At 69.2% G+C, this 17,381-nt stretch carries 17 protein-coding genes; 3 read left to right on the top strand and 14 right to left on the bottom strand.

The window, feature by feature from the left end; all coding sequences use genetic code 11:
* Positions 1–89: 89 nt before the first annotated feature.
* From ruvX to LLS1_RS09795, 6 genes are all read right to left on the bottom strand, one after another.
* Positions 90–557 (bottom strand): Holliday junction resolvase RuvX, encoded by a 468-nt coding sequence (ruvX, locus tag LLS1_RS09820; protein ID WP_223356804.1) that lies wholly within the window; start codon positions 555–557, stop codon positions 90–92.
* 5 nt (positions 558–562) lie between these two features.
* Positions 563–3,220, bottom strand: a complete 2,658-nt coding sequence (alaS, locus tag LLS1_RS09815; RefSeq protein ID WP_226655120.1) for an alanine--tRNA ligase — start codon at positions 3,218–3,220, stop codon at positions 563–565.
* A 45-nt stretch (positions 3,221–3,265) separates the two neighbouring features.
* Complete coding sequence (locus tag LLS1_RS09810) at positions 3,266–3,457, bottom strand: hypothetical protein (protein WP_223356811.1); 192 nt, start codon at positions 3,455–3,457, stop codon at positions 3,266–3,268.
* Positions 3,458–3,535: 78 nt separating this feature from the next.
* Positions 3,536–3,916, bottom strand: a complete 381-nt coding sequence (locus tag LLS1_RS09805; RefSeq protein ID WP_226655118.1) for a DUF948 domain-containing protein — start codon at positions 3,914–3,916, stop codon at positions 3,536–3,538.
* Between the two features lie 132 nt (positions 3,917–4,048).
* Complete coding sequence (rpsD, locus tag LLS1_RS09800) at positions 4,049–4,672, bottom strand: 30S ribosomal protein S4 (protein WP_025155698.1); 624 nt, start codon at positions 4,670–4,672, stop codon at positions 4,049–4,051.
* A 194-nt stretch (positions 4,673–4,866) separates the two neighbouring features.
* On the bottom strand, positions 4,867–6,207 hold the full coding sequence (locus LLS1_RS09795; RefSeq protein ID WP_226655116.1) for a replication-associated recombination protein A: 1,341 nt from the start codon (positions 6,205–6,207) through the stop codon (positions 4,867–4,869).
* 166 nt (positions 6,208–6,373) lie between these two features.
* Here LLS1_RS09795 and LLS1_RS09790 point away from each other — a divergent pair, with 166 nt between their 5' ends.
* From LLS1_RS09790 to LLS1_RS09780, 3 genes are all read left to right on the top strand, one after another.
* Positions 6,374–7,171 (top strand): peptidylprolyl isomerase, encoded by a 798-nt coding sequence (locus LLS1_RS09790; RefSeq protein ID WP_226655114.1) that lies wholly within the window; start codon positions 6,374–6,376, stop codon positions 7,169–7,171.
* 76 nt (positions 7,172–7,247) lie between these two features.
* Complete coding sequence (locus LLS1_RS09785; protein WP_223356817.1) at positions 7,248–8,477, top strand: DUF349 domain-containing protein; 1,230 nt, start codon at positions 7,248–7,250, stop codon at positions 8,475–8,477.
* Positions 8,478–8,564: 87 nt separating this feature from the next.
* Positions 8,565–9,161, top strand: a complete 597-nt coding sequence (locus LLS1_RS09780; RefSeq protein WP_226655113.1) for a hypothetical protein — start codon at positions 8,565–8,567, stop codon at positions 9,159–9,161.
* Here the strand turns inward: LLS1_RS09780 and LLS1_RS09775 are convergent.
* The 8 genes from LLS1_RS09775 to ruvC all read right to left on the bottom strand — a co-directional run bounded on the left by LLS1_RS09775 (position 9,148) and on the right by ruvC (position 17,377).
* The gene (locus LLS1_RS09775; protein WP_226655111.1) at positions 9,148–11,397 is read right to left on the bottom strand and encodes a bifunctional (p)ppGpp synthetase/guanosine-3',5'-bis(diphosphate) 3'-pyrophosphohydrolase; all 2,250 of its coding nucleotides are present in this window, start codon (positions 11,395–11,397) and stop codon (positions 9,148–9,150) included. The two genes, LLS1_RS09780 and LLS1_RS09775, sit on opposite strands and share 14 nt — an antisense overlap.
* Positions 11,398–11,466: 69 nt before the next feature.
* The gene (locus LLS1_RS09770) at positions 11,467–11,820 is read right to left on the bottom strand and encodes a rhodanese-like domain-containing protein (RefSeq protein ID WP_226655109.1); all 354 of its coding nucleotides are present in this window, start codon (positions 11,818–11,820) and stop codon (positions 11,467–11,469) included.
* A gap of 9 nt (positions 11,821–11,829) precedes the next feature.
* Complete coding sequence (secF, locus tag LLS1_RS09765) at positions 11,830–12,849, bottom strand: protein translocase subunit SecF (protein WP_226655107.1); 1,020 nt, start codon at positions 12,847–12,849, stop codon at positions 11,830–11,832.
* A complete protein-coding gene (gene secD / locus LLS1_RS09760) occupies positions 12,849–14,588 on the bottom strand; it encodes a protein translocase subunit SecD (RefSeq protein ID WP_226655106.1) in 1,740 nt (579 codons plus the stop codon). Before secD ends, secF begins: the two co-directional genes overlap by 1 nt.
* 65 nt (positions 14,589–14,653) lie before the next feature.
* Complete coding sequence (gene yajC / locus LLS1_RS09755; RefSeq protein WP_226655104.1) at positions 14,654–15,073, bottom strand: preprotein translocase subunit YajC; 420 nt, start codon at positions 15,071–15,073, stop codon at positions 14,654–14,656.
* A gap of 56 nt (positions 15,074–15,129) precedes the next feature.
* Positions 15,130–16,167, bottom strand: coding sequence for a Holliday junction branch migration DNA helicase RuvB (gene ruvB, locus LLS1_RS09750; protein ID WP_226655103.1), 1,038 nt, complete (start codon positions 16,165–16,167; stop codon positions 15,130–15,132).
* Positions 16,164–16,784 (bottom strand): Holliday junction branch migration protein RuvA, encoded by a 621-nt coding sequence (gene ruvA, locus LLS1_RS09745; protein WP_226655101.1) that lies wholly within the window; start codon positions 16,782–16,784, stop codon positions 16,164–16,166. The genes ruvB and ruvA overlap by 4 nt, the downstream gene beginning before the upstream one ends.
* Complete coding sequence (ruvC, locus tag LLS1_RS09740; RefSeq protein ID WP_223356838.1) at positions 16,781–17,377, bottom strand: crossover junction endodeoxyribonuclease RuvC; 597 nt, start codon at positions 17,375–17,377, stop codon at positions 16,781–16,783. Before ruvC ends, ruvA begins: the two co-directional genes overlap by 4 nt.
* Between the last annotated feature and the right edge of the window lie 4 nt (positions 17,378–17,381).

Genomic DNA, 17,381 nt, shown 5'->3' with positions numbered 1-17,381 from the left:
CCGCGCTTCGCGACGGGTCATGGGCTGCTGCCGGTTGACGGCCGGGAACACAGGGGGTTCCGGCCGCTCCTCGGGGTTCTTCGACAAACTCAGGGTCCAATGCTCGTTTCGACGGGTTGGCCCGGCGGGCGACCGGAGGCGCGCTCCGCGTCGAGGGCGTGCTGCAAAATTATCGTGGCGGCCACCTGATCCACCACCGGACGCGCGCTTTTCGAATTCTTGCCGGACGCGCGCAAGGCCGAGTGGGCCGACACGGTCGACAGCCGCTCGTCGACGAGACGGACGGGGACGTCCAGCTCGGCGTCCAGCGCCTCCGCGAACGCCACCGCGTCCGCAGTGGACGGGGTGTGCGCGCCCGAGAGCGCCAACGGCAACCCGACGATAATCTCGAAAACTCCGAGTTCGGTCACAATCTCGCCGATTCTCCGCCGATCCGCAGTGTCCTCGGAGCGCGCGACCGTCTCGACCGGCGTCGCGATCATCCCGTGCGGATCGGAGCGGCTGACGCCGATCCGCACTTTGCCGACATCGATCCCGAGCCGGACACCGGTTCGCATAGGGGTCAGCCGATCGCCGCGACGACCGCGTTCAGTGCCGCGGGGATGGCCGCCGCGTCCGTGCCGCCGCCCTGTGCGAGGTCGGCCTTGCCACCGCCGCCGCCGCCGAGCACGCCCGCGGCGGTCTTCGCCAGCGCACCGGCGTTCGCGCCGGCGTCGCGCGCCGCCTGGTTGGTGGCGACGATCACCACCGGCTTGCCGCCGGCCTGCGCCGCCAGGGCGACCACCGCGGGATCCGAGCCGAGCCGCTCGCGCACCGTGGTGACGAGCAAGCGGAGGTCGTCGGCCGAGTTGAGCGAGCCCGCGTCCTGCGCGACGACGGTGAACGCACCGCGGTGGGCCGCCGTCTCGATCAGCGCCGGGACCTTGTCGAGAACCGCGCGCGCTTCGAACGCCTGGATGCGCTTCTCGGCCGCCTTGAGGCTGGCCAGGAGGTCGGCGATCTTCTCGGGGAGCTGCTCGCGCGGCGTCTTCAGGCTGCCGGAGAGCTGCGAGACGATCGTGCGCTCGACGGCGAGGTCGCGGAACGCCTCCAGACCGACGAGGGACTCCACGCGACGGTTCGTCGAACCGACCGAGGACTCGCTGACCAGGTTGATCATCCCGATCTCGGCGCTGCTCGCGACGTGAGTGCCCGCGCACAGCTCACGCGACCACGGCCCGCCGATGTCGACGACGCGCACCACGTCGCCGTACTTCTCGCCGAACAGGGCCATGGCTCCGAGAGCCTTCGCCTCGTCGATCGGGAGCTCGCGCGTGGTGACCTCGAGGTTCTGCCGGATCGCGTTGTTCGAGATCTCCTCGATCTCGCTGCGCGTCTCGGCCGAGAGCGCCTGGTTCCACGAGAAGTCGAGGCGCAGGTAGCCGGCCTTGTTGTACGAGCCGGACTGGTGCGCGTTCGAGCCGAGGACCTGGCGCAGAGCGGCGTGGATGATGTGAGTGCCCGAGTGCGCCTGACGCGCACCACGGCGGTAGTCGTGGTCGACCAGGCTCGTCGCCGGCGCGCCGACGCCGACTTCGCCGCTGCGCACCAGGACCTTGTGGCTGATGAGGCCCTTCACCGGCTTCTGCACGTCGAGCACGTCGAGCTCGTAGCCGGGGCCGACGATGGTGCCGGTGTCGGCGTCCTGACCACCGGACTCCGCGTAGAGAGCGGTCGCGCCGAGGATGATCTCGGCCACCTGCCCCTCCCGCGCCGCGTTCACGGACTGCCCGTCGACGATGAGGCCGAGCACGCTCGACTCCGTCTCGAGCTCGGTGTAGCCGGTGAAGACCGTCTCGCCCTGCGAGCGGAAGGCGCTGTAGACCGACAGGTCGGCCAGAGCCGTCTTCTTCGCCTTGGCGTCGGCCTTCGCGCGGGCGCGCTGGTCCGCCATGAGCGTGTCGAACGCGGCGCGGTCGACACTGAGGCCCGCCTCCTCCGCCATCTCGAGCGTGAGGTCGATCGGGAAGCCGTAGGTGTCGTGCAGTAGGAACGCTGTGTCACCGGCAAGCTGCTCGCTGCCGGACGTGCGGGTCTTCGACACCGCGGTGTCGAGGATGCTCGTGCCCGCGGCGAGCGTGCGGAGGAAGGTCTCCTCCTCCGCGTACGCGAGCTGCGAGATGCGGTCGAACTCGATCGCAACCTCCGGATAGGCCGCCTTCATCGCGTCGCGCGACGCCGGGAACAGCTCGGGGAAGGTCGCGCCCTCGACGCCCAGCAGGCGCATCGCCCGGACGGTGCGGCGGAGAAGGCGGCGCAGCACGTAACCGCGGCCCTCGTTCGACGGGGTCACCCCGTCGGTCATGAGCATCAGTGCGCTGCGGACGTGGTCGGCGACGACGCGCAGCCGCACGTCGTCCTCGTGCGCCTCGTTGCCGTAGGGCTTGTTCGCGAGCTCGGCTGCACGGTCGAGCACCGGGCGCACCTGGTCGATCTCGTACATGTTGTCGACACCCTGCTTGATGAACGCGACGCGCTCCAGGCCCAGGCCGGTGTCGATGTTCTTCTTGGGCAGGTCGCCCAGGATCTCGAAGTCCTTCTTGCCGTCGCCCTCGCCGCGGAGGTACTGCATGAAGACCAGGTTCCAGATCTCGACGTAGCGGTCGTCGTCCGTCGCCGGACCGCCGTCGATGCCGTACGCGGGACCACGGTCGAAGAAGATCTCCGAGCAGGGCCCGGCCGGACCGGGCTGCCCGGTCGACCAGTAGTTGGTGTCCTTGCCGAGCCCCTGGATGCGCTCCGGCGGCAGCGTCGAGACGCGACCCCAGATCTCGCGCGCCTCCTCGTCCTCCTCGTACACCGTGACCCACAGGTCGTCGGGCGAGAAGCCCAGGCCGCCTTCGTCCTCGGACGTGGTCAGCAGGTCCCAGGCGAACTGGATCGCCTGCTCTTTGAAGTAGTCGCCGAACGAGAAGTTGCCGCACATCTGGAAGAACGTGCCGTGACGAGGGGTCTTGCCGACCTCCTCGATGTCGAGCGTGCGGATGCACTTCTGCACGCTCGTCGCGCGCGGGTACGGCGCAGGAACGACCCCGGTGAGGTACGGCACGAAGGGCACCATCCCGGCCACCGTGAAGAGCAGCGACGGGTCGTCGCTGACGAGGGAGGCGGAGGGGACGACGGTGTGGCCGCGTTTCGCGAAGAAGTCGAGCCAGCGGCGGTGGATTTCAGCGGTCTGCATGGGTTCCGGTCGTTCGAAGCTGCGGGAGGGAGGAGGGGGTGCCGGTCAGTCGCCGTCGATCGCCGAGCGGATCTCGGCCTCGCGCTGGCGGTAGCCGTCCGAGACGGCCTCGCCGAAGTCGCGCGCCTTCTGGTCGAGGGAGCTGAAGAATTCGCGCCCCTTCGGAGTCTCGTTGACCTTGTGGGCGACGACGAAGCCGATCCCGACTCCGACGAGGAGCCACAGGAAACTCTTCATTGCTGTTCTTCCCTCCGTGTCCGGTGCGCGAGCACACCTGAACGAGTCTACTGTCTGCCGGCGGGTACCGGGGCGGGGCTACCGCGACCGCGAAGAGCGGCCACGGCGGGTGCCACGCGTGGCCGCGAAGGCGGCCTTGACCGCGGCGCTGAACCCGGCGAGCTTGATCAGCGGTCCACCGACCGTCGCGGCGAACAGCGACACGAGCGCCGAGACGTTGCCCGTCACGTCGGCGACGTTCTTGGTGATCACGTCGACGCGCGCCAGCTGCTTGTTCGTCTCTCTGAGCGTCGTCGCCGTCTCGTCCAGGATCGGTGTGATGCCGTCGCTGGCCTCCTTGATGGAGTCCCGGGTCTGGTCGAGCACCCGCCCGAACTTCAGGAGCGGGGCCGCGATGAAGCCGACGAGCACGGCGAACACGCCCGCCGCGATGAGTCCTGCGATGTCGCCACCAGACACGAGTCGTCCTTCCATTCCGCCACCGGCATACTCCCCCAGCGTAGCCCTGCCGTCGAGGGGGAACAGCGCCGGAGACGACGAAACGGGGCCGCGGCCGAAGCCACGACCCCGTTCCGGGAGTCTCGCGGAGCCTTAGCGGGCCGCGTAGTACTCGACGACCAGCTGGACCTCACAGGTGACGGGGACCTCGGCGCGCTTCGGGCGACGCTCGAGGCGGGCCTGCAGCTTGTCGATCTCGACGTCGAGGTAGGCCGGGACCTTGGGCAGGACGTCGACGTGACCGCCGGCGGCCGCGACCTGGAAGGGCTCGGTGCCCTCGGAGCGGGCCTTGACGTGGATGAGCTGACCCGGCTTCACGCGGAAGGAGGGGCGGTCCACGATCTTGCCGTCGACGAGGATGTGGCGGTGCACGACGAACTGGCGGGCCTGCGAGATGGTGCGGGCGAAGCCGGCGCGGAGCACGAGCGCGTCCAGACGCATCTCGAGGATCTCGACCAGGTTCTCACCGGTCAGGCCCTGGGTGCGGCGGGCCTCCTCGAAGGCGATGCGCAGCTGCTTCTCGCGGATGCCGTACTGGGCGCGCAGGCGCTGCTTCTCGCGCAGACGCACGGCGTAGTCGGAGTCGGCCTTGCGCTTGGTGCGGCCGTGCTCACCGGGGGCGTACGGGCGCTTCTCGAGGTAGCGCGCGGCCTTCGGGGTGAGCGCGATGCCGAGGGCACGCGACTCGCGGGTCTTGCTACGGGAACGTGAAGACACGGTTTCCTTTCAATGGTCTCTCTAGTACATGGACTGCGGAACGCGACACAGGCGTCCGCGCGCACGACGAGTGCGCTGAGAGAGGGATTCAGTGCCCGGGGCGTCCGGCTACAGGACCGTCCCCTTCGAGAGCGTGGTGAGCGCAGCCGCACGCCGCACACGCTTCTAGGCCCATCGAGTGTATCAGAACGAGGTCAGCGGCCGCGCACGATGCGGCGCAGCTTCGCCAGGCGTGCGGACACGTCGCGCTCGTTGCCGTGCTCCGTCGGCGCGTAGTAGGTCGTGTCCTTCAGCTCGTCGGGAAGGTACTGCTGCTCCAGCACGCCGAGCTCGGCGTCGTGCGGGTACTTGTACCCCTTGCCGTGCCCCAGGCGCTTGGCACCCGGATAGTGCGCGTCGCGCAGGTGCTTCGGCACGCGCCCGATCTTGCCGGCCCGCACATCCGCGATGGCGGCGTCGAGCGCCATGTACGCGGCGTTGGACTTCGGCGCCGTCGCCAGATGGACCACCGCCTGCGCCAGCGGGATGCGCCCCTCCGGCATCCCCACGAACTGCACGGCATCGGCGGCCGCGATGGCCACCACCAGCGCTTGCGGGTCGGCCATCCCGATGTCTTCCGACGCGGAGATGATGATCCGCCGCGCGATGAACCGCGGGTCCTCCCCCGCCTCGATCATCCGGGCCAGGTAGTGCAAGGCGGCGTCGACGTCCGAGCCGCGCACCGACTTGATGAACGCGCTGATGACGTCGTAGTGCTCGTCGCCGTTGCGGTCGTAACGCAGGAGCGCGCGGTCCACGGCCTGCGCGACGATCTCGGCCGTGATCACCGGCTTCTTCTTCGATGTCGCCGGCGTCGCCGACGCGGCCGACACCGAGGCCGCCTCCAGTGCAGTCAACGCGCGGCGCGCATCGCCGGAGGCCAGCCGGATGATCGCCGCGCGGGCGTCGTCGGCCAGCGCGTACTGTCCGCCGAGGCCGCGGTCGTCCGCGACGGCGCGGTCGACGACCACGCCGAGGTCATCGTCGCTCAGCGTCTCGAGCGTGAGCAGCAGCGAACGGGACAGGAGCGGCGAGATGACCGAGAACGACGGGTTCTCGGTGGTGGCGGCCACGAGGATGACCCAGCCGTTCTCCACACCGGGGAGCAGGGCGTCCTGCTGGGCCTTCGTGAAGCGGTGGATCTCGTCGAGGAAGAGCACGGTCGAGACACCGTAGAGATCACGCGTCGAGAGCGCCTCGTCCATGACCAGGCGAACGTCCTTGACTCCCGCCGTCACGGCCGAGAGCTCGACGAACCGACGGCCGGAGGAATGGGCGATCGCCTGGGCGAGCGTCGTCTTGCCCGTACCGGGCGGTCCCCACAGGATGACGGAGACGGAGCCGGTCTCCCCCGACTGGTCGGAGGCGAGGGCCACCAGCGGCGATCCCGGCCGCAGCAGGTGCCGTTGTCCCGCGACCTCGTCGAGCGAGGTCGGCCGCATGCGCACGGCGAGCGGCGTCGCTCCGGTGCGGAGCCCGGGTTGCACATCGACCATCCCCCCAGGCTACCGGCCGCCACCGACACCGCGGTCGAGCGCTTCGACCCGCTGCGCTCGTTGGTTTGTCGTCCATAGGTCCGCCGGATAGGGTTCTCCTGACCCGCGGACCGGTCTTCCTCGGGACACCGACTCCCCGCTCGACGGCGCCCCTCGGAGGACACACGTGGCACCCAGCAAGCAGAACGACCGCGACGCACGGCAGGCGCGCGAACGCCTGCGCGCCTACCAGGCGCGGCAGACCGTCCACGGCGAGAAGGTCAAGCGCCGCAAGCGCGACAACTGGATCGCCGGGATCGCGGTCGTCGTCATCGTCGGACTCGCCGTCGCGACGCAGCTCCTCTACTTCACGGGCGGCCCCGGAGCCCCGACCGCCTCCGCCTCGCCGTCCACGACGCCGACGCCCACTCCGGCCGCCACCGGCTCGAACACCGGCGACGTGCCCTCCGCGAGCATCGCCGAGGGCCGCGACTGGACGGGCTCGCTCGTCATCAACGGGATCGACCTGGGCGTCACCCTCGACGGCAAGCAGGCGCCTCAGGCCGTGTCGTCCACCATCTCCCTCGCGAAGAAGGGCTTCTACGACGGACTGAGCTGCCACCGCCTCACCACCTCGGGCATCTTCGTGCTCCAGTGCGGCGACCCGAAGGGCGATGGCAGCGGCGGTCCCGGCTACTCGTACGGCCCGGTGGAGAACGCCCCCGCCGACGGCACCTACCCGGCCGGCACCATCGCCATGGCCCGTCAGAGCGGCAACGGCTACAGCCAGGGCAGCCAGTTCTTCATCGTCTACAAGGACAGCCCGATCCCCTCGGACGCCGCCGGTGGATACACCGTGCTCGGCCGGATCACGAGCGGGCTCGACACCCTGACCTCCGACGTCGTGGCCAAGGGCGTCGAGGGCGGCGGGACCGACGGCAAGCCGTCGGTGGCGACGAAGATCGACAGCTTCACGCTGCAGTGATGCGGCGTGTGCAATAGGCTGATTCCACCGCGGGGCGGGTTCTCCGCCCTGACCGCACAGCAGCAAGGTGAGGCTCTTGGCTACTTCTGAACAGCACCCCTGGGGTCGCGTCGACGAGACCGGGACCGTGTACGTCCGCGAGGGCGACGGGGAACGCGTCGTCGGCCAGTATCCGGACGGCACGCCCGAGGAAGCGATCGGCTACTTCGAGCGCAAGTACACCGATCTCGCCGGGCAGGTCTCGCTGCTCGAGCAGCGCGCCCGCCGGGGCGCCCCCGCCGCCGACATCGCCAAGTCCGTCGCCAACCTCCGCTCCTCCGTCGAGGGCGCCAACGCCGTCGGCGACCTCGCCTCCCTGCTCACGCGTCTGGACGCCCTGGGCGGCACCGTCGAGGAGCTCACCGAGCAGCAGAGCGCCGAGGCCAAAGCGGCCGTGGAGTCCGCGATCGCCGAGCGGACGGCCATCGTCGAGGAGGCCGAAGCCCTCGCCGCGCAGGACCCGGAGCGCACCCAGTGGAAGCAGACCACCGCGAGCCTGGACGCTCTGTTCGCGCGGTGGCAGTCCCATCAGCACGACGGCCCGCGACTGCCGAAGAACGAGGCGAACGAGCTCTGGAAGCGTTTCCGGGCGGCACGCTCGACGATCGAGCACAACCGCAAGGCGTTCTTCGCCGAGCTGGACAACCAGCACCGCGATGTCCGCAGCCGCAAGAACGCGCTGATCGAGCAGGCCGAGAAGCTCATCCCGCTCGGCGCCGACGGCGTCCCGGAGTATCGCCGCCTGCTCGACCAGTGGAAGCTCGCGGGCCGCGCCGGCAAGAAGAACGACGACGCGCTGTGGGCCCGCTTCAAGGCGGCCGGTGACGCAATCTACTCCGCGAAGGCCGAGGTCGACGCCCGCGACAACGAGGAGTACGAGGCCAACCTCCAGCTCAAACTCGCGCTGCTCGACGAGGCGGAGCCGCTTCTCGGCGAGAAGGACCGCGAGGTCGCACGCAACGCCCTCCTCTCGATCCAGGAGCGCTGGGACGCCATCGGTCGCGTGCCGCGCGAACAGGTGCGCCCGATCGAAGACCGGCTGCGCAAGGTCGAGACGGCCGTCCGCCGTCTCGACGAAGAGCACTGGGAGCGCAACAACCCCGAGAAGAAGGCGCGGTCCGAAGGGCTTGCCAGTCAGCTCAACGCGGCGATCGCGAAGCTCGAGCAGGAGCTCGCCGAGGCGCAGGCCGGCGGCGACGCCGCCAAGGTCAAGGCGGCCCAGGAGGCCCTCGACGCCCGCAAGATCTGGCTCGACGCGCTCGGCTGATCCTCCCCAACCGGATCAGCTCGGCGGCTTCTCCACAGATTCCGCTCCCGGCCGTCTCCCCGGCGCCGCACCCGCCACGCTGGGGAGATGACCGAGACACTGTGTCCCACCCTCTTGGACCGCCGCGTCCTTCCCCTCGCCGAGCTCCTGGCCCTCGTTCTCGACGGCCAGGCGTACCGTGTCGGTGACGCGTTCGCCCCGATCGACACTCCTGACACCCCGGCGCTCCGCGCGAGCGCACTGAGGGCCGCCGTCCCACGGCGAGCGATCGCCGAGCGGGCGACGGCCGCCTGGGTCCACGGGGCGAGGAGCAGTCCGCCGGTCCGGCCGCAGGTGTGCCTCCGACCGCCCGATCGCGGTGCGCGCATCCCGGTGAGCGTGGACAGCAGGCAACGGCGACTCACCGCACACGAGACGACGATGGTCGGCCCGCTGGCGGTGACCACTCCCCTGCGCACCGCTGCTGATCTCGTCCTCACCGCCGCAGAGTTCTCCGAGCCCGACGCACTCGAGGTCCGGCATCTCCTGGCGATCGAATCGGCAGCGCCGTCGGCGCTGCTCGCGTTCGTCCCCCGGACACGCCGCGGCGGCGCCGTGCGCGTGATCCGGCGGCTCGCGCTTGTCGAGCGGAGTCCGCTGCCCGTGTCCGTGCCGGACGGGGCCGCCGGTGTCAGCCCGCGCTGACGCGATACACGTCGTAGACGCCGTCGATCCGGCGCACGGCGTTGAGCACGCGGTCGAGGTGGGTCGTGTCCCCCATCTCGAAGACGAAGCGGCTGAGCGCGAGACGATCGCTCGAGGTCGTCACCGTCGCGGAGAGGATGTTGACGTGGTGCTCCGAGAGCACCCTTGTGACGTCCGAGAGCAGACCGGAGCGGTCGAGCGCCTCGACCTGGATCTGCACCAGGAAGACGCTCTTCGAGCTCGGCGCCCACTCGACGTCGATCATCCGCTCTGGCTCTTGCAGCAGCGACTGCACGTTGTGGCAGTTCGCCTGGTGCACCGACACGCCCTGCCCGCGCGTGATGAACCCGACGATCGGGTCGCCCGGCACCGGTGTGCAGCACTTCGCCAACTTGACCAGGATGTCCGGCGCCCCGCGCACGAGCACGCCGGAGTCGCTGTTGCGCAGCGTGCGCCCGCGACCCTTGACGGGGATGTCGATCTCGCCGTCCGACTCGACCTCGCTCTGCAGCGACGCCACGACCTTCTCGATCACGGACTGGGTCGAGACGTGCCCCTCGCCGACCGCCGCATACAGCGTCGACACGTCCGCATACTTCAGCGACGATGCGACCTCCACGAGCGCGTCCTGCGTCATCAGCTTCTGGAGCGGGAGGTTCTGCTTGCGCATCGCGCGCGCGATCGCATCCTTGCCCTGCTCGATCGCCTCGTCGCGGCGCTCCTTCGTGAACCACTGGCGGATCTTGTTGCGCGCGCGGGGGCTCTTGACGAAGTTGAGCCAGTCCTGGCTGGGGCCGGAGTCGGGGTTCTTCGAGGTGAAGATCTCGACGACGTCACCCGTGGCCAGCGTGCTCTCCAACGGGACCAGCCTGCCGTTGACCTTCGCCCCCATGGTGCGGTGGCCGACCTCGGTGTGCACGGCGTACGCGAAGTCGACCGGCGTCGCGCCGGCGGGGAGGCCGATCACGCGGCCCTTCGGCGTGAAGACGTACACCTCCTTGGCGCCGATCTCGAAGCGCAGCGAGTCCAGGAACTCGCTCGGGTCGGCCGTCTCGGCCTGCCAGTCGGAGATGTGCGCCAGCCAGGCGAGATCGGTGTCGTTCGCGGACGGTCCGCCCGAGCTCTTTCCGGTGGTCTGCTCCTTGTACTTCCAGTGCGCGGCGACACCGAACTCCGCCCGCTGGTGCATCTCCTCCGTGCGGATCTGGATCTCGACGGGACGACCCAGAGGTCCGATGACGGTGGTGTGGAGCGACTGGTAGAGGTTGAACTTGGGAGTCGCGATGTAATCCTTGAAGCGGCCCGGCATCGGCGTCCAGCGGGCGTGGATCTGCCCGAGCACCGCGTAGCAGTCGCGCACCGTGTTCACCAGCACGCGGATGCCGACGAGGTCGTAGATATCGTCGAACTCCCGGCCGCGGACCACCATCTTCTGATAGATCGAATAGTACTGCTTGGGCCGACCGACGACCTTGCCGCGGATGCGGGCCGACTTGAGGTCGTCGTTGATCGCGTCGATCACCTGCTGGACGAGACGCTCGCGCTCGGGCGTGCGCTGCTTCACGAGGCTCTCGATCTCAGCGTAGAGCTTGGGGTAGAGCACCGCGAACGAGAGGTCCTCGAGCTCCCACTTGATCGCCTGAATGCCGAGCCGGTGGGCCAGCGGCGCATAGATCTCGAGCGTCTCCGTCGCCTTGCGAGTAGCATTCGCGGCGGGCACGAAGCCCCAGGTGCGCGCGTTGTGCAGGCGGTCGGCGAGCTTGATGATGAGCACGCGGATGTCCTTCGACATCGCCACGATCATCTTGCGGACCGTCTCGGCCTGCGCACTGTCGCCGTACTTGACCTTGTCGAGCTTCGTCACGCCGTCGACGAGCATCGCGATCTCGTCGCCGAACTGATCGCGCAGCTCGTCCAGTGTGTACTCCGTGTCCTCCACGGTGTCGTGCAGGAGGGCCGCGGCGATGGTCTTGGCGCCGATCCCGAGGTCCGCGATGATCTGCGCCACCGCGACCGGATGCGTGATGTACGGCTCACCCGAGCGGCGCTTCTGCCCGGTGTGTGCGCGCTCCGCGACGGCGTAGGCGCGCTCGATCAGCGAGAGATCGGCCTTCGGGTGGTGCATGCGCACCGTCCGGATCAGGGTGTCGACCGCTCCCGCCGGCTGTGCGCGCGAGAAGATGCGCGGCACCAGCCGGCGCAGGGAGGCGGACTGCGGTGTCGAAGTATCAACCATGTGCGCGCCTCCTGTCGTCCATTATCACCGCTCGGACGGGGCGCTCCGGCCGTCGTCCGCTCGCAGCGATCAGCTGACGGCTCCCGCGGGTCCGGCGCCCCGCTCAATCGGGGCCCCGACGGACTCCCAGGCGATCATCCCGCCTGCGACGTTCGCCGCTGGGAAGTCGGCGCGCACGAGCGCGTCCGTCACCATGCGCGAGCGGGCGCCGGAATGGCAGATCACCAGGATCTGGCGGTCCTCCGGCAACTCGTCATGGCGATCCTGCAACTGGGAGAGCGGGATGAGGTGCGCCTCCGGAGAGCGCACCTCCTCCCACTCGTACGCTTCGCGGACGTCGAGCAGCCAGGCCTCCCCCGCGGCAACGATCTCGTGGGCGCGGGCAGCGCTCACCTCGTCCTCGGAGAGATAGGGGCCGCCCATGCGCCGCTCCTACTCCGCCGCGATGGCGTCGGCCGGCTGGGGGGCCGCCGCCTTGGGGCGGATCGAGCGAACCTTCTGGTCGTGCTTCTTGATCCCCGCCTCGCCCTCGCGGAACTGCGAGTACATCGGCGCTGCCAGGAAGATCGTCGAGTACGTGCCGACGATGATGCCGATCAGGAGGGCCAGCGAGATATCGCGCAGCGTCGCCGCACCAAGCGCGTAGGCGCCGATGAAGAGGATCGACGCGACCGGGAGCACGGCGACGACGGCGGTGTTGATCGACCGCACGAGGGTCTGGTTGACGGCGAGGTTCACCGACTCCGCGAAGGTCCGCCGCGTCAGCTCCATCTCCTCGCGGGTGTTCTCCCGGACCTTGTCGAACACCACGACCGTGTCGTACAGCGAATAGCCGAGGATCGTCAGGAAGCCGATCATCGTGGCCGGCGAGACCTCGAACCCGACCAGAGCGTAGATGCCCGCGGTGATGATGAGGTCGTGGAACAGCGAGATGATCGCCGACGCCGACATCTTCCAGGTGCGGAAGTACAGCGCCATGGCGATGAACGCCAACAGCAGGAACACGACCAGGCCCTGGATGGACTGCTGCGTCACGTCCGCCCCCCAGGAGGGGCCGATGAAGGTCGACGCGACCTCGGAGTCCGGGACGCCGTAGGCCTTGGCGAGCGCGTCGGCGACGGCCTTGGTCTCGGTGTCGGACAGCTGGTCGGTCTGCACCTGGACGGCGTTGGAGCCGACCACGCTGACGTGGGAGACGGCGTTCGGCACGACGCTCGTGACGGCGTCCTGCGCCTTTGTGGTGTCGGTGCTCTCGACGTTCGTGATCTGGAACTGCGAACCGCCGCGGAACTCGATCGAGAAGTTGAAGCCGCCCTTGAGGACCGGGATCAGGATCGACGCGATGACCATGACGGCCGCGATCGCGTACCAGATCTTGCGCTTGCCGACGAAGTCGAACGAGCGAGCACCCGTGTAGAGGTCGTTGCCGAACTTGGTGAGACGGCTGGCCATCAGGAGTCCTTCCCGTCGGTCGATCGATCGGACGACGACGAGCTCGAAGCGCCGCTCAGCTCGGCGGCCTTGCGCTCGGCGATCGTCTGGCGGCGGGCCGCCTCCTTGCTGCTGCGCGCAGCGGTTCCGGCACCGACCTTCGCCGCGGACGGCGTGCGGAACTGCGCGGCGCCGCGGTACACGGCGCCCAGCGCCTGCGGGTCGAGACCGGACCACGCGTGGCCCTCGCTGAAGAACCGCGTACGGCCGAGCAGCTGCAGCGTCGGGTGCGTGAACAGGAGCACGACGATCACGTCGATGATCGTGGTCAGACCCAGCGTGAACGCGAAGCCGCGCACATTGGCGGCGGCCAGGATGTACAGCACGATCGCGGCGAGGAGGTTGGTGGCTTTCGACGCGTAGATCGTGCGACGGGCGCGCGCCCATCCGGCCTCCACCGCGGATTCGAGACTCCTCCCGTCTCGCAGCTCGTCACGTATTCGTTCGAAGTACACGATGAACGAGTCCGCTGTGAATCCGATCGCGACGATGAGACCGGCGACGCCCGCGAGCGACAGACGGTAACCGTAGTGCCACGACAGCAGCGAGATCGTCAGCCAGGTCAGCACGCCGGCCACGACGAGCGAGAAGATCGTGACGAAGCCGAGGAGACGGTACTGGAAGAAGGTGTAGATGCCGACGAGGATCAGACCGATCAGACCCGCGACGAGACCGCTGATGAGCTGCGAGGCGCCCAGCGTCGCCGAGATGGTGTCCTGGCTCTGAACCTTGAAGCTGAACGGCAGCGCACCGAACTTGAGCTGGTCGGCCAGTGCCTTGGCGGTCGACTCCGTGAAGTTGCCCGTGATCTGCGGCTTGCCATCGGTGATCGCGGCCTGCGTCGTCGGTGCGGAGATGACCTTGCCATCGAGGACGATCGCGAACTGGTTCTGCGCGCCGGTCAAGCCGACGAGGCGAGTGGTGACGTCCGCGAACTGCTTGGTCCCCGTGGAGTCGAACACGATGTTGACGGCCCACTGGCCGGTCGTGACGCCCTGCGAGCTCTGCACGAGCCCGGCGGAGGCGTCGCTGATGTTCTGACCCTTCACCTCGACAGGACCGAGCAGGTACTTGACCTGGTTCTGGTCGTCACAGGTGATGAGCGGCTGGTCGGTCGGCGCCGAGCTGGCGTCCGGATTGCTCTTCGACGAGCACGAGTACGCGTTGAAGTCGGCCTGCAGCTTGGGCGTCACCCAGGCGAGGTCGCTGCCGTTCGTCGGCGATGCCGACGGCGTCGACTGCAGGTCCGGGGCCGGAGTCGGAGTCGGGGTGGACTTGCCGTCAGCGCCGACGACCTCATTGGTCGGGCCGCCCGAGACCAGGACCGGGCGGAAATCGAGGCGAGCGCTCGACTTGACGCGGTTCAGGGTCTCCTCGTCGGGCTTGCCCGGCAGGGAGACGACGATGTTGCGCGAGCCCTCGGTGGAGATCTGCGCCTCGGAGATGCCCGAGGCGTCGATGCGCTGGCGGATGATCGACACGGCCTGGTCCAGCTGCTGCTGCTGGATCTGCTGCCCGTTCTCGACCTGTGGGGTCAGGATCACCTGGGTCCCGCCCTCGAGATCGAGGGCGAGCTTCGGCAGCCAGGTCGCGTTGCTGAACAGCACACCGGCGGTGAGAGTACCCAGGAGCACCACCACCAGCACACCGAGCCACGTCAGCGAACGCCAGGCTTTCTTGACCGGAGTCGACTTTGCCACCTAGGAACTCAGCTTTCTACGAGTGTTCCGCGCACGCCGAAGCGCCGCGGCCCACGGGTCGGGAGTTAGTCGTCGCTCTTCGCGCCGGGCTTCTTGGAGGTCTCGTCGATCCGCTCGCCGTACTCCGGCGTGTCGTGGCGGATGGCGTGGTCCTCGTTGAGCTCGGCGGAACCGGTCGTGAGTTCAGCATCGGCGTCGGCCTCGGCCGGCTCGGCGACGGTGGGCTCCACGACGCGGGCGAGCACCTGCCGGTGGACCTTGATGACGTGGCCGGGGCTGGTCTCGACGAGCGCGGTGTTGTCGTCCTCGTTGACGGACAGCAGCGTCCCGTAGAGGCCGAAGTTCGTCATGACCTCGGCGCCCGGCACCATCTTCGAACGCGTCTCGGCCTGCTCGCGCTGGCGCTTGCGGCTGTTGCGGAACATGAAGAAGATGAGGGCCGCCAGGATGACGACCATCACAATAGTCAGCGGATCAATGGCCATGGAATTCTGCCGAACCTTCCGGTGGGAGTCTGTGGGGGCCGAACGGCCACCTCACATCATAAGTCATCCATCAGGGATGGTTGCTCCGAACGGCCTTGGCGCGGGCCGGGAATACCGAAGTGACGCCACGCGGCGGGTGTCGCGACCCGCCCTCGGGGGGTCCGCGACAGCAGCCCGATGCGCACCAGGAACGGCTCGACGACCGATTCGATCGTCTCCGCCTCCTCGCCCACCGAGACCGCGAGCGTGTTCAGGCCGACCGGTCCTCCCTCGAAGCGTTCCAGGATGGCGTGCAGCACGGCGCGGTCGAGCCGGTCGAGGCCGAGCGGGTCGACATCGTACAGTTCGAGGGCTGCTCCGACGGCAGCGAGATCCGCGCTGCCGCCGTGCACGAGGGCGTAGTCCCGCACCCGCCGCAGCAGGCGGTTGGCGATACGCGGCGTTCCTCGGCAACGCCCGGCGATCTCGGCCAGCGCCTCCCGGTCGATCTCGAGCTCGAGCATGGTGGCCGCGCGTGAGAGCACCTGCGTCAACTCGCTCTCGTCGTAGAACTCGAGATGCGCCGTGAAGCCGAACCGGTCGCGCAGCGGGTTCGGGAGCAGGCCGGAGCGTGTCGTCGCGCCGACCAGGGTGAACGGGGCCAGGTCGAGCGGGATCGAGGTCGCCCCCGCCCCCTTGCCGACCATGATGTCGATGCGGAAGTCCTCCATCGCCAGGTACAGCATCTCCTCCGCGGAGCGCGCCATGCGGTGGATCTCGTCGATGAAGAGCACTTCGCCCGGCGTGAGCGACGACAGCAGAGCGGCGAGGTCTCCGGCGTGCTGAATCGCGGGGCCGCTCGACAGCCGCAGCGGACGCCCGCTCTCGTGCGCGACGATCATCGCGAGGGTCGTCTTGCCGAGACCGGGCGGCCCGGCCAGGAGGATGTGATCCGCCGTGCGATCCTGCATCTTCGCGGCGGTCAGGAGCAGCTGCAGCTGTCCCCTGACCTTCGCCTGGCCGACGAACTCGGCGAGCGATCGGGGGCGGAGGGCTCCTTCGAACGCGAGCTCGGACTCCGACTCGAGCTCCGGCGCGGTCAGGTCGTCGCTCATCGTGCGCCCTGCGCGGCCGGTCCGAGACGCGAGAGGGTGAGCCGCAGGAGGGCCGGCACCGTGTCGCGCAGGGGTTCGTCGGTCTCGGCGACGACGTCGGCGAGGGCTTCGGCGGCGACCTTCTCTGGCCAGCCCAGACCGACCAGAGCGATGAGGACGCTGTCGGAGACGGACGACGGCGTGCGCACGGACGCGACCGCGGGAACCGCTCGCCGTGTGGCGACGAGCTTGCCCGTCAGCGAGACGACGATCAGTTTGGCCGTCTTGGGCCCGATTCCGGAGACCTTGCGGAACGGGGCGTCGTCGTCGGCCGCGACCGCGTCGGCGATCTGGTCCGGCGAGAGCACGGACAGGACGCCGATCGCGGACTTCGGCCCGACACCGGTGACGCCCGTGAGCAGTTCGAAGACGTCCAGCTGCTCACGGTCGACGAAGCCGAAGAGCTGGAGGGAGTCCTCGCGCACCACCATCGACGTGTGGATGAAGGCCTCCTCGCCGATGCGCAGCGAGAGCACGTGGTCGGGGGTCAGCTGGACGGCGAAGCCGACACCGCCGACCTCGAGCACGGCGGTACCGCCGCTCGCGGAGAGGACGGTGCCGCGGAGAGAGGAGATCACCTGGCCAGCCTACGGGGAGCCGCCGACGCCCGGGCGGACCGCTCTGCGGCGAGCCACGCCGCCTGCGCCGGGGTCTGCGCCGCTCCCCCGCCGGAGGCTGATGCGGCCGCCGCCGGTGCACCACGCCAGGCATGGCAGATCGCGATCGCGAGCGCGTCCGCCGCGTCCGCGGGTTTGGGAGCCTCGGCGAGTCCGAGGATGCGCGCGACCATCGCCTGCACCTGCTTCTTGTCGGCCGAGCCGTACCCCGTGATCGCCGCCTTCACCTCGCTCGGCGTGTGCAGCGCGACGGGCAGGCTGCGCTTCGCCGCCGAGTGCAGTGCGACCCCGCTGACCTGGGCGATCCCCATGACGGTGCGCAGGTTGTGCTGCGCGAAGACACGCTCGATCGCGACGGCAGCGGGCCGGTGCTCGTCGAGGAGCCGCTCGATCCCGTCGCCCACGGCGAGCAATCGCTCTTCCAGCGGCATGCTGGGCGGGGTTCGGATGACCGTCACTTCCACGAGCGCGGCGCGGCGGTCGGGACGCACGTCCACGACGCCGACGCCACACCGCGTCAGACCGGGGTCGATGCCGAGCACCCGGAACGACATGACA

The sequence above is a fragment of the Leifsonia sp. LS1 genome (genome assembly GCF_020521355.1).
GTDB lineage: Bacteria > Actinomycetota > Actinomycetes > Actinomycetales > Microbacteriaceae > Leifsonia.
Note: the sequence above shows the minus strand (reverse complement) of the source record. Positions and strands in the feature narration are given on the sequence as shown.